This window comes from Peptoniphilus koenoeneniae (genome assembly GCF_030812875.1).
In the GTDB taxonomy this organism is placed as follows: Bacteria; Bacillota; Clostridia; order Tissierellales; family Peptoniphilaceae; genus Peptoniphilus_B; species Peptoniphilus_B koenoeneniae.
In genome coordinates, this window is the sequence record NZ_JAUSTN010000001.1 from 74014 (window position 1) to 90414 (window position 16401).

Genomic DNA, 16401 nt, shown 5'->3' on the forward strand with positions numbered 1-16401 from the left:
AAAAAGGAGGATGTATGGAACAAATTTTCAAAGCGGAAATTGCCGGAAGAACAATGAAGGTAACAATAGGAAAATTTGCAGAACAAGCAAATGGAGCCTGTCTTGTGGAATATGGCGATACTGCTATTCTTGTAACTGCAACTTCTTCAAAATTACCAAGGGAAGGAATTGATTTTTTTCCTTTAAGTGTTGATTATGAAGAAAAAATGTATGCAGTGGGAAAAATGCCGGGAGGTTTTATTAAAAGAGAAGGAAAACCAAGCGAAAAGGCTATATTGACTGCAAGACTTATTGACAGACCTATTAGGCCCTTATTTCCGGAAGGCTTTAGAAATGATGTACAAATAGTTGCAACTGCACTTTCTGTAGATCAAGATTGCCAGCCTGATATTGTTGCTATGGTTGGTTCAAGTATTGCCCTTTCCATATCGGATATTCCATTTGACGGTCCAACTGGATCTGTTTTTGTTGGAATGATAGACGGAAAATATATTATAAATCCAAATGAAGAAGAAAGAAATAAATCAAAAATTTCTCTTTCTTTATCAGGAACAGAAACTGCAATCATGATGGTTGAAGCAGGATCTGATATTGTAAGTGAAGAAGAAATGCTTGGAGCAATTTTGGCTGGACATGAAGAAATTAAGAAAATATGTAAGTTCGTTTCTGAAATCACTGAAGAAGTTGGAAAAGAAAAGATGGATTACGAAGTCTTTATTCCAAATGAAGAGTTGAAGGAAAAAGTTACTGCATATGGCAGAAATTTAATTATTGATGCAATAAATGAAAAAGATAAATTATTAAGAATAGAAAAAACTGAAGCAGCTAAGGAAGATATAAGACAACACTTTGAAGCTGAAATGGAAGAATTTTCAAAAGATATTGAATCAATAATGGAAGGAATAGAAGTAGCAGAAGTAAGACGTCAAATAATTGAAGAAGAAAAGCGTCCTGATGGAAGGGCTCTTGATGAAATAAGAGAACTTTCAGCGGAAGTTGGACTTTTAAAAAGAACCCATGGTTCAGGACTTTTTAAAAGAGGACAAACTCAAGTGTTATCTTTAACAACTTTGGCGGGTTTATCTGAAGTTCAAGTTATTGATGGTTTAGGGGACGATACACCTAAGAGATATATTCACCATTATAATTTTCCTCCATATTCAGTAGGGGACACAAAACCTATGAGAGGACCTGGAAGACGTGAAATTGGTCATGGAGCCTTGGCTGAAAGAGCTCTTATACCGGTTTTACCTTCAGAAGAAGAATTTCCTTATGCTATAAGAGTTGTATCTGAAGTTTTAAGCTCTAATGGTTCATCTTCACAAGCAAGTGTTTGTGGTTCAACTCTTTCTCTAATGGATGCAGGTGTTCCTATTAAAGCTCCTGTTGCAGGAATTGCTATGGGACTAATTGAAGAAAATGGAATTACAAAAATCTTAACTGATATTCAAGGTTTAGAAGATCACTTTGGAGACATGGACTTTAAAGTTGCTGGAACAAGTGAAGGTATAACTGCACTACAAATGGATATAAAGGTTGAAGGTATAAGAAAAGAAATTCTTGAAGATGCTCTTGGAAGAGCTAAAAAAGCAAGACTAACAATTCTTGAAACTATAAAATCTGCTATTGATAAGCCAAGAGATCACTTATCTCCATATGCACCTATTATTTATACAATGACTATTGATCCTGACAAAATAGGTGAAGTTATTGGTGCAGGCGGAAAGGTTATAAATAAAATTATTGAACAAACCGGAGTTAAAATTGATATTGATGATGATGGTAAAATCAGCGTAATTTCAAATGATCATGAAAAAGCTCAGGAAGCAATTGATATAATCGAAGGAATAGTTAAAGAAGTTGAAATAGGGGATATTTATAACGGTAAAATTAAAAAAATTATGAAGTTTGGTGCCTTTGTGGAACTTAAAAAAGGAACTGAAGGCTTACTTCACATTTCAGAAATGCAACATGAAAGAACTGAAAAAGTTGAAGATTTATTCAAGGTAAATGACAAAGTAATTGTTAAAGTTATAGATATTGATGATGATGGAAAAATCTCTCTTTCCAGAAAGGCTTTGTTACCAAAACCTGATAAAAAGAAAGATGATAAATCAAAAGAAAAAGAATCGGAACAAGAATAATTAAAATAGGCATGAACCAAGTTCATGCTTTTTTTATGGAGGAAAAATGAAAGTTAAAATTATAAACAAAAGTAAAAATGAGCTTCCAAAATATGAAACTAAGGGCTCAAGCGGCATGGATCTTCGTGCAAATTTAGATGAGAGTCTTATTATTAAACCTTTAGATAGGGTATTGGTTCCAACGGGGATTTTTCTTGAAATACCTGAAGGGTATGAAGGTCAAGTTAGAGCTCGTTCAGGGCTTGCTTTAAAAAAAGGTCTTTCACTGCCTAACGGAATAGGAACAATTGATTCAGATTATAGGGGAGAATTAAAAGTTATTTTAATTAATCTTGGGAAAGAAGACATAGTAATTGAAAATGGAGATAGAATAGCTCAACTTGTATTTATAAAATATGAAAGAGCTCAAATAGAACTCGTTGATGAACTATCCTCTACAGACCGTTCTCAAGGGGGGTTCGGGCATACAGGAGTATAATACAAACATTTGTTTATCTTACAAAGTATGTTATAATTTAACAAGAGGTGGAAGATGAATAAAACACGCAAAAGAAAGACTAAAAAGACTAATAATTTACCAAGTTCAGAGTTAATAGGAATTATTTTAATTCTGCTTGGTTTAATTTCATTTATAAGTATTTTTTCAGATAAAATGGGCATTATAGGGGATTTGCTTTACAAGGCTTTTTCTTATTTTAGCGGAGGAGCAAACTTTATTTTGTCCTTGCTTATTATTTTTGTCGGATTCACTTTAGTAATAGAAAATTTAAAAGAAAATGCAAAAAAATATATTTTTTCATCACTTATTCTTTTAATATGCGTGCTTATTTTATTTGATGTAAATAAAGGTCAAAATTTAACTTTAATTGAGAGAATAAATCTTTCTTCTGAATATGCTACTGTTGGAAAAGGCGGTGGAATAATCGGAGCGACTTTTGGCTTTTTTATGTATAAACTATTTGGTACACTTGGATCTTATGTTTTGACAAGTTTAATTATACTTGGAACTTTATTTTGGACTTTTTCTTTTAATTTGTCTCATATTAAGAAAACTTTTAATTTTATTTCAAATAAATTTCAAAATTTTGTTACAAAATTAAAAATTCAAAGAGAGCATAATTTAGTAAAAAAAGAAGCTAAAAAAGTAAAAAATGAAAAGTCTTATGAAAAAAATAAAGTTGATTTAAAAGATAAGGAAAGTAATGTTATCCTTGAAGATTTTACGGAAGTTAAAATAAATGACTTTAATGACAGTAATAACAATCCAGAAAAAATTTCCAATTTAGAAAACAATAAAATTGATAAAATAGAAAAAATTAGCGAAGATCCTGTAAATAAAGATATTTTTAAAGATAATAAGGCTAAGGAAAATCAATTAGATGAAGATTCTATTGATGATGAGGCGGATTTTGAATTAATAGAAGAAGAAAAAGAATATGTATTTCCTCCTTTAGAACTTTTGAACTTTTCCTCAGATAAAAATAGAGAAAACAACGATGAAATTTTGAAAAATAAAAAAATTATTGAAGAAACAATGGCAAATTTTGGGATTGAATCAAAAATTACAGCTATTAACAAGGGACCGACTATAACTTGTTATGAATTGGAACCTTCTCCAGGAGTAAGGCTTAGCAAAATTGTTTCTTTAAGTGATAATTTAGCTCTTAGTTTAGCAAGCTCCGATATAAGAATAGAGGCACCTATACCGGGTAAATCCGTTGTGGGAATAGAAGTTCCAAACAAAAAGAAAGCTTCAGTTACTTTAAGAGAGATGATTGATTCTAATGAATTTAAAAATTTAGAAAGTCAATTACCTTTAACCTTAGGTAAAGATGTTTCTGGCAAAAATATTATCTCATCGATAGATAAAATGCCACATTTGCTTATTGCAGGAGCCACCGGAAGCGGTAAATCTGTTTGTATAAATGGAATTATAACAAGTATAATCTATAAATCTTCACCTAAAGATGTAAGACTTGTATTAATTGACCCAAAAGTTGTAGAACTTTCAATATACAATGGAATACCACATCTTTTAATACCTGTAGTAACAAATCCTAAAAAAGCTGCTTATGCTTTAAATTGGGCGGTTGACGAAATGGAAAAAAGATACAAAGCTTTTGCTGAAAATGCAGTTCGTGATATTCAAGGCTATAATAAAAAAATGCTTGCAAATGATGGAGAAGCTTTACCAAAAATTGTTGTAATTGTAGATGAATTAGCTGACCTTATGATGGTAGCTTCAAGCGAAGTTGAAGATTATATTGCAAGGCTTGCACAAATGGCAAGGGCAGCAGGCATATATTTAATAATAGCAACCCAAAGACCATCTGTTGACGTAATTACAGGAACAATAAAGGCAAATATCCCATCAAGAATAGCTTTTTCAGTTTCCTCATCAGTTGATTCAAGAACCATACTTGATATGGGCGGTGCTGAAAAACTTTTAGGAAAAGGTGATATGTTATTCTATCCAGGATTTTATTCCAAACCAAAGAGAATTCAAGGTGCTTTTATATCAGATGAAGAAGTTGAACGTGTAATAGATTTCGTTAGGGTTAATTCAGAGGAATTAGAAGAAGACAGAAATAAAGTTATAGAAGAGATACAAAAGAAAAAAGAGATAGAAAAAGATAGAGATCCATTATTTTTAAGCGCCGTAAATTATGTTTTAACAGATGAACAGGCATCAATATCATTTTTACAAAGAAAACTTAAAGTAGGATATTCAAGAGCGGCAAGAATAGTAGATCAAATGGAAGAAAGCGGAATAATAGGCCCTCATGAAGGTTCAAAACCAAGGACAATAATTATGACTAATGAGGAAATAGAAGAATTTTTAAAAAAATATGAAAAATAGTTGGGAGATTTGATGAAAAAAATAAATTTTGTAACTTTAGGTTGTTCAAAAAATGAAGTTGATACTTCAATAATGAATTCAATTTTGGATACAAAAAAATATAAAGCAACTAATAACCCTATTGATGCGGATGTTATAGTTGTAAATACTTGTGGTTTTATTGATTCTGCAAAGGAAGAATCAATAGATACTATTTTAGAAGCATGCCAAATGAAAAAAAATTCAGATAAGAAAGTACTTTTAGCAGGTTGTCTTGCTCAGAGATATAAAGATGAACTTTTAGAAAACATTCCGGAAATTGACGGCATCATAGGAACAGGAAACATTAATCTTATAAATGAAGCTTTAGACGATTTATATAAAGACCAAAGACCTGTTTTCACAGGAAATCTAAATGTTGAGTATACCGAAGGGGCATATAAGGATCCAAAAGAAGTAAAAGTTACAGAATATGTTAAAATCTCTGAAGGTTGCAATAATTTTTGTACCTATTGCATTATTCCTAAGTTGAGGGGAAAAAATAGGTCAAGAAAAATTGAAAACATATATAAAGAAGTGGAATATCTTGTTAAAAACGGGACAAGAGAAATTATTTTAATAGCCCAAAATACAACGGATTATGGAATAGATTTATACAATGCTTATAAATTAACAAATCTAATAAAAGAAATATCAAAGATTAAAGAATTAAAATGGATTAGAGTTTTATATTTATATCCGGATAATTTTAAAGAGGATTTAATTGAAGAATTTAAAAACAATAAAAAACTTGTAAAATATGCAGATATTCCTCTTCAACACATTAGTAACAGAATTTTAAAATTAATGAATAGAAGAACCAATCAGGAAGATATAGAAAGCCTAATTAAAAAACTAAGAAATAGAATTCCAGGTATGGTAATAAGGACAACTTTCATTGTGGGTTTTCCATCTGAAACTGATGAAGATTTTGAAATTTTAAAAAGCTTTATTGAAGAATCAAAATTTGACAAAGTTGGGGTTTTTACCTATTCAAGAGAAGAGGGAACTCCTGCTTATTCTATGAAAAATCAAGTTGACGAGGAGATAAAAAGAAAAAGACTTGAAGAAATCATGGAAATTCAAGCTGATATTTCAGCAAATTCTCTATCTGAAAAAGTAGGAGAAGTTTTTGAGGTTTTAGTTGAGGAAAAAATTGATGAGACAACTTATAGTGGAAGAACTTATATGGATGCGCCTGAGATAGATGGTGTAACTTATATAAGTTCTGATAAGGAGCTCAATATTAATTCTTTTGTTGATGTTAAAATTACTGATTCAATAGAATACGATTTAATAGGGGAATGTTATGAATCTACCAAATAAATTAACTTTTTTAAGAATTTTACTTGTGCCTGTTTTTGTTATTTTAATGTATCTGGGACAAGAATTTAGAGTGATTGCAACAATTGTATTTTGTATAGCTTCATTTACAGATTTTTTAGATGGATACTTGGCAAGAAAAAACAATTTGGTAACTAACTTTGGAAAGTTTGCCGATCCTCTTGCTGATAAAATTTTAGTATGTTCTGCTATAATTATCTTTTGCGAAATGGGAGATATTCCTGCATGGGCAGTAATAATTATTATTGCAAGAGAATTTGCAATAACTGGATTTAGAATCATTGCAGCATCTATGAACATAACAATCGCAGCAGGAAGTCTTGGAAAAATAAAAACTGCAACTCAACTTGTTGCTGTAATATTAATGTTAATAGGACTACCTATTTTATATAAAACAGGTTTAATTTTATTTTATATTTCACTGTTTTTCACAATTATTTCTGCAGTTGACTATATGGTAAAAAATAAAGAGGTATTGGATCTTGAAAACATGTAATTTTGTAAATGGTGAGATAATAGCAGTTGGAGATGAAATATTAAGGGGTGATACTCTTGATACAAATTCAAACTATCTTTTAAAAAAACTTTTTAGTTTAGGAGTTAGAGTTTCATACCTAAGTGCAGTTGGAGATAATAGAGAGGATATTTCAAATGCTTTGAAGAAGGCTATGGAAAGATCTGAGTATATTTTTTTATCAGGAGGCTTAGGGCCCACTGAAGACGATATAACTAAAGAGACTCTTGCTGAAGTTTTAGGTTTAAAAATTAAAGCTGACGAAAAACTCATAGAACATTTAAAAAAATATTATGAAAGTTTAGGAAGAAAACTTTATTATTCAGCCTTAAAACAAACTTATGTTATTGAAGGATCAAAAATATTAAATAATTCTGTAGGACTTGCTCCTGGAGAACTTATTGAAACAGATAATAATAAAATTTTTATACTTCCAGGTCCTCCAAAAGAATTTAAAGCAATAGTTGAAGAAAATTTTAGCAATTATATAAATACAAAATTTTTCATAGAAAAAAGAAGTTTAAATTGCATCTTACTTGGAGAGGCTTCTACAGAAAAGCATATAAGAAAATTAAACTTAACAGATGAAAATTGTCAGATTAATACCTATGCAAAATCAAGTCATACGGAAGTAGATATTATTTGCTATGGAAAAAATCAAAATGAATTAAAAGAAAAAGCTGATAACATATATTTAAAATTAAGAAAAGAATTTAAGGGATATTATTTTTCCGATGATGAAAATCCCTCTCAAGCTTTAGTTAGAATGTTAAAAGAAAATGATTATACAATTTCTTTTGCTGAGTCTATGACAGGGGGACTATTGGTTAGTCAAATAACATCTGTATCGGGGGCATCGAAAGTACTTAAAGAATCTTTTATTACTTATTCAGATGATGCTAAAATAAAAATATTAGGTGTAAGTGCTGAAAGCATAAAAAATTATAAGGTTGTAAGTCCACAAGTTGCTAAAGAAATGGCTTATGGATTAAAAAATATAAGCCACTCAGACATATGTGTATCAGTTACAGGAGAGGCCGGGCCCAATCCAAGTGTTGGGAAGGTTGGAGAAGTTTATATAGGGATAATATATAAAGATAAATTTTACGATTATTGTTTAAATCTTTTAGGAAATAGAAAAGAAATACAAAGAAATAGCGTAGATCAAATTTTAGCTTATTTAATAAAAATATTAGGAGGGTCAGATGCAAATTAATATTGAAGATAAGGACAAACAAAAAGCTCTTGAAAATGCAGTTACAAGAATTGAAAAACAATTTGGTAAAGGAGCAATAATGCTTCTTGGAGATAATGCAAAATTGGATATAGAAGCTATACCAACAGGAGCACTCTCTTTAGACATGGCTTTAGGAATAGGTGGAGTTCCAAAAGGAAGAATAATTGAAATTTATGGGCCTGAAAGTTCAGGAAAAACAACTCTTGCTCTTCACATAATTGCTGAAGCACAAAAGCAAGGTGGAATTGCAGCTTTCATAGATGCAGAACATGCTCTTGATCCTCAATATGCAAGAGCCCTTGGCGTTGATGATCAAAACTTAATAATATCTCAACCAGATTCAGGAGAACAAGCTTTGGAAATAGCTGAAACATTAATTAGGAGTAATGCTGTATCAGTTATTGTAATTGACTCTGTAGCAGCCCTAACTCCAAAAGCTGAAATTGATGGAGAAATGGGAGATGCTACTGTAGGAAGACATGCAAGACTTATGTCTCAAGCTCTAAGAAAGTTTACAGGAGCAATAAATAAGTCAAATACAGCCGTAATTTTTATAAACCAACTTCGTGAAAAAATAGGAATAACTTTCGGCAATCCGGAAACCACTACAGGTGGACGTGCATTGAGGTTTTATGCAAGTGTAAGATTAGATATAAGAAGACTTGAAACTCTAAAATTAGGAGATGAAATGATAGGCAACAGAGTTAGAGTAAAAGTGGCTAAAAATAAAGTTGCACCTCCATTTAAGCAAGCAGAATTTGACATAATGTATGGAAAGGGAATTTCAAAAGAAGGAATAATACTTGATATGGCAACTGATATGGGATTAATCAATAAAGCAGGATCATGGTTTAGTATTGATGACATAAAACTTGGACAAGGAAGAGAAAATGCTAAGGATTATATTTTAAAAAATCCTGAACTTGCAAAAAAACTTGAAGAAAAGATACGAGCTACCTTAAAAACGGATAAAGAAGAAGATAAAGAAGAAGAAGAAGATAAAGAAAAAGAAGAGTACAATGATAGAGAATTTTAGGTGATTTTGTGAAATTTTTGTATTTTACAGATACTCATTACAGAGGAACTAATCCAGTCAACAGATTGGATGACTTTCCTCTGACTCTTGAAAATAAAACAAGAGAAATTTTTCAAATAGCAAAAGAAGAAAATGTGGATTACATCTTACATGGGGGAGATTTATTTGACAGACCGGACACATCTATATCTGTTGCCTCAACTTTTGCTAAAATATTTATGGAAAGTCCATGCCCTATATATATTATAAGTGGAAATCATGATATATATGGTCATAATCCTGAAACTGTAAATAGAACTATGCTTGGTTTTTTATGTGATTTAGGAATAATGAATCTCTTGGATAATAAAAGGATTTTGTTAAGAGGAGATGTCAATGTTCAAATTAGCGGTTCTCCTTACAAATACGGAATTGATGAAAAAGATAACATAAAAAGCTATATGGTGGATGAAGTAGATAATGAAGCCGATTATTCAATTCACTTGGTTCATGGATTTTTAATGGAAAAACCATTTATTGAAGGAATAAATTTCACTTTGATTTCAGATATATTTGATACTAAAGCAGATATAACTTTGTGCGGACACTATCATTTAGGGTTTAAAACAGTAGTTCATGATGGAAAATATTTTATTAATCCTGGATCTATTATTAGAATAAGCAATTCAGTTCTTGAAATGAAAAGGAAACCTAAAATATTAATAATTGAATTAAAAGATAAAATTTCAATTAAGGAAATATACTTAAAATCGGCACAATCAGGAGAACTTGTTTTAGATAGAAGTCAAATAGAAAACTCAAAATCTAAGAGATCTAAGGCAATTGAATTTGAGGACATTATTAACACAGGAACATCTTTAAGTTTTGAAAAAAGAGATGTTTTTAAAATTATTAATGATATTGCAAACAAAGAAAATATACCGAAAGATGTTAAAGATGAAACTTTAAGAAGAGTTACAGAGGCTCAGATGGGAGTTAAAAATTGATCTATATAACAAAAGTTATTTTAAAAAATTTTCAATCTCATGAATATAGTGAACTTGAATTTACCCAAGGGCTTAATGTAATACTTGGACAGTCAGATAGTGGCAAAACTGCCATAATCAGAGGAATAAAATGGGCCCTGTATAATGAGCCTAAGGGAGATTTTTTTGTAAGAGAAGGGGAAAAAGAAACATCAGTTGAAATATTTTTTAGCAATAATGTAATTTTAAAGAGAATTCGATTATCGACAAAAAATATTTATGAACTTACAGATTCTTTTGGAAGATTGCAAAGATTCGAAAGTTTTGGAAACACAGTTCCTCCTCAAATTTACGAAGAAATTCAAATAAGATCGTATACAAATTTTACATATTCAAAATCTATGCTTAATATAGCTGAGCAATTGGATGGTCCATTTTTGATTCAAGATTCTCCTTATGAAAGAGCAAAAGCAATAGGAAAGCTAAACGATGTTGATATATTGGATACTGCTTACTCTGATTTAAAAAGTGATCTTTTAAGCTTAAATTCTGAACTTAAAAACAAAATAAACTTAAGAGATGAAGCACAAGCGGAATTAGATTCTCTTAATTTTTTAGAAGATTATGAAAAGAGACTGGAAAATTTAAAAAAAATAAAAGAAATATTTTTGAAAAATAATGATTTTTTATTTAAGCTTAGAGATTATAAATGCCAGGCAGAAAACATAGAGGGTGAATTAAAAAAAGAAAGAGACATAATAAATAAATTTAAAAAATTAGAAGATGCAAATACTATATTTACAGAAGCCCTAAATAAAAAGGCGAAATTAAAAGAACTTATTAATTTAAAGAATGATTTTATATATAATTCTAAAGAAATAGAAAAAAACAAAGAAATATTAAAAAAATTAGAAAACTTAGAATTTATAAAAGATACAAATGACAAATCTAAGAAAATAAATCAATTGTTTTTAAATTTATTAAGTTTGAAAAATCGAATTTTAAACTTAGAAAGAACAATTGATCTAACAAAAGAAAAAATAAAGAGCCTTGAAAATCTTGAAAAAATTAAAATTATTTTAAATGATTTAGAAAATAAAAATAAAGGCTTTAATGATTTTCTGGAAATAAAAAAAAGGTTGAATGTCCTTAATGAAAAATTTAAAATAGCAGATAAATTTTTAAAGGGTTACGAAAACTTAGATGAATCTTTTAACTTATTTAAAAAATTAGAAAAGAGTCTGTACAATTATAATAAGCTTATTCAAATTAATGAAAATTTATCAAAAATTGGAATAGATATTGGAATTGAAAAGCTAAAAATAGATTTTATAAGTCAGGATTACCAAAAAAATTTAGAAGAGTACAGAAAAATTTATAACAAATTAGATTTCTGTCCCTTTTGTTTTTCAAAAATTGATGAGAATACAAAAAAACATATAGAAAATCATTTGCGGGGTGAAATATGAGTTACGAAAACAAAGAATACAATAACTATGAAAAAGAAATAGAAACATTAAAAAACAAAATAAATAAAGCAAGCCAAATAAAATCAACAGCAGTTGGAAGATTGGAAGCATTAGAAGGAAATAAAGAAGAACTTATAAAAAAATTGAAAGAGCTTAATGTAGATCCTGAAAATCTTGACAATGAAATTTTAAAGCTTCAAAAAGAAATTGAAAATTTAATAAGTGAGGCAAATTCTCTTTTGCCCGAGGATTTATAATGGAAGATATAGTTGAGAAAATTGACAGCTTCGACAAAAATGTTTCAAAATTAAGATTTCAATATGACTTGACAAAAAAAAGATACGATTCAATAGAAAATGAAATAAAAAGCAAATTGGAATACAAAGAAGTTTTAAACAAAGTTGGAGTTTTGCTTAAAAAATCTTCAGAATTTGCAAGAAACGAAGCAAAAACACAATTAGAAAATATGGTTACCAATTTTTTAGTTTATGTTTTTGAAGAAAATATAAGGTTTGAAATAGAATTATCTGAAAGCAGAGATAATGTAAGCGCAGAATTTTATGTTGTAAATGAATACGAAGGTTATACAGTCAGAACGAAACCTGAAAATTCAAGGGGTGGAGGAGTAGTTGATATAATTTCAATTGCTCTTAGAATAGCATTTATGTTTTTAACTAAACCACCTATAGAAGGACCTATTATTTTTGATGAACCAGGAAAGCATGTTAGCAATGATTATAATTTTAATCTTGGAGAGTTTTTAAAAAAATCTTCAGAAGCTATGGAAAGACAAATAATTATGGTAACTCATAATCAATATTTAGCTAACATTGGAGACAATTCTTTTACAGTAAATATAAAAAATGGAAAATCATTAGTAGAAAAAACCATCTTATAGAATACCGAATTTTTCGTGTAGGAAACACTTAAAGTTTGGTATTTTTTTATTAAAATAAAAAATTTGATGATTTTGAAAATGTTTTATTAAAAATTCAAAAAAATTTTTATTTTTAAATTATTTAAAACAAAATTAAATAAAACTGTTTTTATTTATAATATTGGGTATATAAAATTTAGAGTAGTTTAAATGGGCGAGAAGACTATTAAAATACAAAAATAAATTTAAATAATTATTAAATTTATTGACAGTAGTTTAAATGGGCGAGAAGACTATTAAAATACAAAAATAAATTTAAATAATTATTAAATTTATTGACAGTAGTAAAATTAAAAGATACAATTACAGTATAGTATTTAGATTTATTTGAGTACTTATTAATAGATAATGGAAAACCTTTCCTATTCTATAAAATTTTTGGGGGGTGAGTGTTCTGAGTATCTTTAAGAGAAAAAAATCTAACAAGCCAAACAAATCCGATGTAAGAGATTTTAAGGGTGATGTTAAAGAAAAAGATTTAAAAGATGAAGAAAAAGAAGTAATCAAGAAAGAAACTGACCAAAAAGAAATTGACAACAATAGTAGTGCAACAGTTGCCAATGATGTGCAAGAAGAAAGCAAAAAAGTTGCCGAAGAAAAAAATATTTCTGTAAGCAATAAAAATGAAGGGGGCAAGTCTATGTTATTTAAAACAACAGATGAACATGAATCTTTGCGTAAAGCTGTTAGAGAATTTGCTGAAGCTGAGGTTCAACCCATTGCATTTTCACTTGATCAAAACAATGAATATCCTGATGAAATAGTTAAAAAAATTGGTGAAAATGGTTGGATGGGTATTCCTTATTCTAAGGAATACGGTGGAGCAGGCAAAGATGTTATATCTTATGCAATAGCTGTAGAAGAACTTTCAAGAGTTGATGGTGGTGTTGGAGTTATTTTATCAGCACACACATCTTTAGGAAGCTATCCTATAGAAGCTTTTGGTACCGAAGAACAAAAGAAAAAATACTTAGTTCCTCTTGCTAAAGGTGAACATGTAGGAGCCTTCGGCTTAACAGAACCTGAGGCAGGATCAGATGCAGGTGGAACAGAAACAACTGCAGAACTAAACGGTGATTATTATATCTTAAATGGTAATAAAATATTTATAACCAATGCACCTAAAGCAGACACTTATGTAGTATTTGCTGTTACAACTCCAGGTATAGGAACTCATGGAATTTCAGCTTTTATAGTTGAAAAAGGATTTGAAGGATTCACTTTTGGGGATCACTATGACAAATTAGGCATAAGATCATCTTCAACTGCAGAGCTTATTTTTAACAATGTTAAAGTTCCTAAAGAAAATTTACTTGGACAAGAAGGACAAGGATTTAGAATTGCTATGCAAACTCTTGACGGAGGCCGTATAGGTATAGCAGCTCAAGCTTTGGGAATTGCTCAAGGAGCATATGAAGCAGCAGTAAAATACGCTAAAGAAAGAATTCAATTTGGAAAACCAATTGCCCAACAACAAGCCATTTCATTTAAACTTGCAGACATGGCAACAAAAATTCGTGCAGCAAGATTTTTAGTATATTCAGCAGCTGAAATGAAAACAAACCATGAAAACTATGGTATGGAATCTGCAATGGCTAAAATGTATGCATCTGACTGTGCACTTGAAGTTGTAAATGATGCACTTCAAATCCATGGCGGAAATGGATTCCTAAAAGGAATGGATGTTGAAAGATTCTATAGAGATGCTAAAATAACTACAATTTATGAAGGAACAAATGAAATTCAAAGAGTTGTTATTGCAGCAAATATAGTAGGAAAAATAAAGAGAAAGAAAAATAAAGTTGCAGCAGTATTAGGGGAAAAGAAGGGACCAATAACAGGAGAAAGAAAGAAACAAATGTTTGATTCTGATGATCCTAAGAAAAATGTAAAGGATCTTGTAGCTGCTCTTAAAAAAGATGGCTATGATTTCACAGTAGGAATTCCTGTAGATACTCCTATAAGTGAATCTGAAAGGGTCGTTTCTGTAGGTAAAGGTATTGGCGATAAAGAAAATATGGAAGTTGCTAAAAAACTTGCACAAGCTGCAGGAGCTTCCTTAGGTTCTTCAAGACCTGTTGCTGAAACACTTAAATATCTACCTCTTGAAAGATATGTAGGTATGTCAGGACAAAAATTCAGAGGAAATCTATACTTTGCCCTTGGAATTTCAGGAGCAACTCAACATCTAAAAGGTATCAAAGATGCTTCAACAATTGTTGCAATCAACAAGAATCCTGGTGCTACAATATTTAAGAACGCTGACTATGGAATAGTTGGTGATATTAATGAATATATGCCTCTTCTTATTGAAGAATTCGGAACTGAAGAAAAGAAACCGGCACCTCCAATGAAGAAAGTTAGAAGATCTAAACCGAGAAAACTTGCACCTAACTATAAAGTAATGGTATGTCCGGGTTGTGGATATGAATATGATCCTGATCTTGGAGATTCGGAAGGTGAAATTGATCCAGGTACAGATTTTGAAAGATTGCCTGATACTTGGGAATGCCCTGAATGTCAAACAGAAAAGAAAGATTTCATTGAAATGGAATTTCCGAGTGATAGAAAGTAATTAGGAGGTAAAAGATGTTATATAATATTAGAAAAGTAACTGATGATCTTTACTATGTTGGTGGAAATGATCACAGAACACATCTATTTGAAAATATTCATCCAATTCCGGAAGGAGTTTCATATAACTCATATCTGTTAAAGGATGAAAAAAATGTTTTGATTGATACAGTTGACTGGTCAATTGTAAAAGATTTCTTGGAAAGAATAAAAGTAGTATTAAATGGCGAACCCCTTGATTATCTTTTAATTCATCACTTGGAACTTGACCACGCAGGAGCAATTGAAGAAGTAATTTTAAGATATCCAGATGTTAAAGTTATATGTTCAGAACAAGGCTTTGAATTTATGAGCCAAACAGGATATGAAATAAAAGAAGAAAATAAAATAATTGTTAAAGAAGGAGACACTTTTAGTTTCGGTAAACACACTTTTGCCTTTGTTGAAGCTCCAATGGTTCACTGGCCTGAAGTTATAATGTCTTTAGACGTAACCAACGGATGTCTGTTCTCAGCTGATGCTTTTGGTACATTTGGAGCACTTGACGGGAAATTATTTAATGACGAAGTAAACTTCGACAGAGATTATTTAGACCACATGAGAAGATATCTAACAAATATTGTAGGAAAATATGGAGCTTTTGTTCAAGATGTATTGAAAAAAGCAGCCCCACTTCTTCCGCAAGTTAAATTTATCTGCCCTCTTCATGGACCAGTTTGGAGAAATGATTTCGGATATATTATCGGAAAGTATGATACTTGGAGTAAATATGAACCTGAAGAATATGGTGTATTAATTGTTTACGGTTCAATGTATGGAAACACTGAAAGAGCAGCACAAGAACTTGCATCAGACCTTTGTGAAAAAGGTATGACAAATGTTGTTGTAAGAGATGTGTCAAGTACTCATGTTTCATATTTAATTTCAGATGCTTTTAAATACTCACACATTGTTCTTGCTTCAGTAACTTATAACTTAGGTATTTATCCTCCAATGAAAGACTTCTTAAATGATATGGAAGCTCTTAACCTACAAAACAGAACAATAGGTATCCTTGAAAATGGTACTTGGGCTTGTACAGTAGGCGATAAAATGGAAGATTTCTTAGATGAAAATATGAAGCTTATGGACGTTCTAAATGAAAGAGTAACTATTAATACTTCACTTAACTCAGCAAATAGAAGTGATATGGACGGATTAACAGATGCTTTAATTGAATCTATAAAAAACTTAAAAGAATTAAAAGCAAAAAAAGCTGATAAATAAAAATGTTCCCCTAAGCTTATAAGCTTAGGGGATTTTT

13 protein-coding genes are annotated in these 16401 nt (G+C 30.2%); all 13 read left to right on the top strand.

What is annotated here, in order from left to right; translation table 11 throughout:
• Window positions 1-14: 14 nt before the first annotated feature.
• Entirely contained in the window at window positions 15-2144 is a 2130-nt protein-coding gene (locus J2S72_RS00405; protein ID WP_023056371.1) for a polyribonucleotide nucleotidyltransferase, read from the top strand.
• Between the two features lie 46 nt (window positions 2145-2190).
• Complete coding sequence (dut, locus tag J2S72_RS00410; RefSeq protein ID WP_023056401.1) at window positions 2191-2622, top strand: dUTP diphosphatase; 432 nt, start codon at window positions 2191-2193, stop codon at window positions 2620-2622.
• Between the two features lie 54 nt (window positions 2623-2676).
• Entirely contained in the window at window positions 2677-5004 is a 2328-nt protein-coding gene (locus J2S72_RS00415; RefSeq protein WP_023056363.1) for a DNA translocase FtsK, read from the top strand.
• A 12-nt stretch (window positions 5005-5016) separates the two neighbouring features.
• Window positions 5017-6348 carry a 30S ribosomal protein S12 methylthiotransferase RimO gene (rimO, locus tag J2S72_RS00420; RefSeq protein ID WP_023056411.1) on the top strand — a complete coding sequence of 444 codons (1332 nt, stop codon included), beginning with the start codon at window positions 5017-5019 and terminating at the stop codon, window positions 6346-6348.
• Window positions 6332-6862, top strand: coding sequence for a CDP-diacylglycerol--glycerol-3-phosphate 3-phosphatidyltransferase (pgsA, locus tag J2S72_RS00425; protein WP_023056427.1), 531 nt, complete (start codon window positions 6332-6334; stop codon window positions 6860-6862). The genes rimO and pgsA overlap by 17 nt, the downstream gene beginning before the upstream one ends.
• Window positions 6849-8096 (top strand): CinA family nicotinamide mononucleotide deamidase-related protein, encoded by a 1248-nt coding sequence (locus tag J2S72_RS00430; protein WP_023056308.1) that lies wholly within the window; start codon window positions 6849-6851, stop codon window positions 8094-8096. Before pgsA ends, J2S72_RS00430 begins: the two co-directional genes overlap by 14 nt.
• Complete coding sequence (recA, locus tag J2S72_RS00435; RefSeq protein WP_307494817.1) at window positions 8086-9153, top strand: recombinase RecA; 1068 nt, start codon at window positions 8086-8088, stop codon at window positions 9151-9153. The genes J2S72_RS00430 and recA overlap by 11 nt, the downstream gene beginning before the upstream one ends.
• 8 nt (window positions 9154-9161) lie before the next feature.
• Window positions 9162-10139: a metallophosphoesterase family protein gene (locus J2S72_RS00440; protein ID WP_023056366.1), complete on the top strand. Its 978-nt coding sequence runs from the start codon at window positions 9162-9164 to the stop codon at window positions 10137-10139.
• Complete coding sequence (locus tag J2S72_RS00445; RefSeq protein WP_023056315.1) at window positions 10136-11587, top strand: AAA family ATPase; 1452 nt, start codon at window positions 10136-10138, stop codon at window positions 11585-11587. The genes J2S72_RS00440 and J2S72_RS00445 overlap by 4 nt, the downstream gene beginning before the upstream one ends.
• Entirely contained in the window at window positions 11584-11844 is a 261-nt protein-coding gene (locus tag J2S72_RS00450; protein ID WP_023056343.1) for a hypothetical protein, read from the top strand. The genes J2S72_RS00445 and J2S72_RS00450 overlap by 4 nt, the downstream gene beginning before the upstream one ends.
• Window positions 11844-12485 (top strand): hypothetical protein, encoded by a 642-nt coding sequence (locus J2S72_RS00455; protein ID WP_023056354.1) that lies wholly within the window; start codon window positions 11844-11846, stop codon window positions 12483-12485. The genes J2S72_RS00450 and J2S72_RS00455 overlap by 1 nt, the downstream gene beginning before the upstream one ends.
• Before the next feature lie 679 nt (window positions 12486-13164).
• Window positions 13165-15099, top strand: a complete 1935-nt coding sequence (locus tag J2S72_RS00460) for an acyl-CoA dehydrogenase family protein (protein ID WP_081696626.1) — start codon at window positions 13165-13167, stop codon at window positions 15097-15099.
• A gap of 14 nt (window positions 15100-15113) precedes the next feature.
• Complete coding sequence (locus J2S72_RS00465) at window positions 15114-16364, top strand: FprA family A-type flavoprotein (protein WP_023056342.1); 1251 nt, start codon at window positions 15114-15116, stop codon at window positions 16362-16364.
• The last annotated feature ends 37 nt before the right edge of the window (window positions 16365-16401 follow it).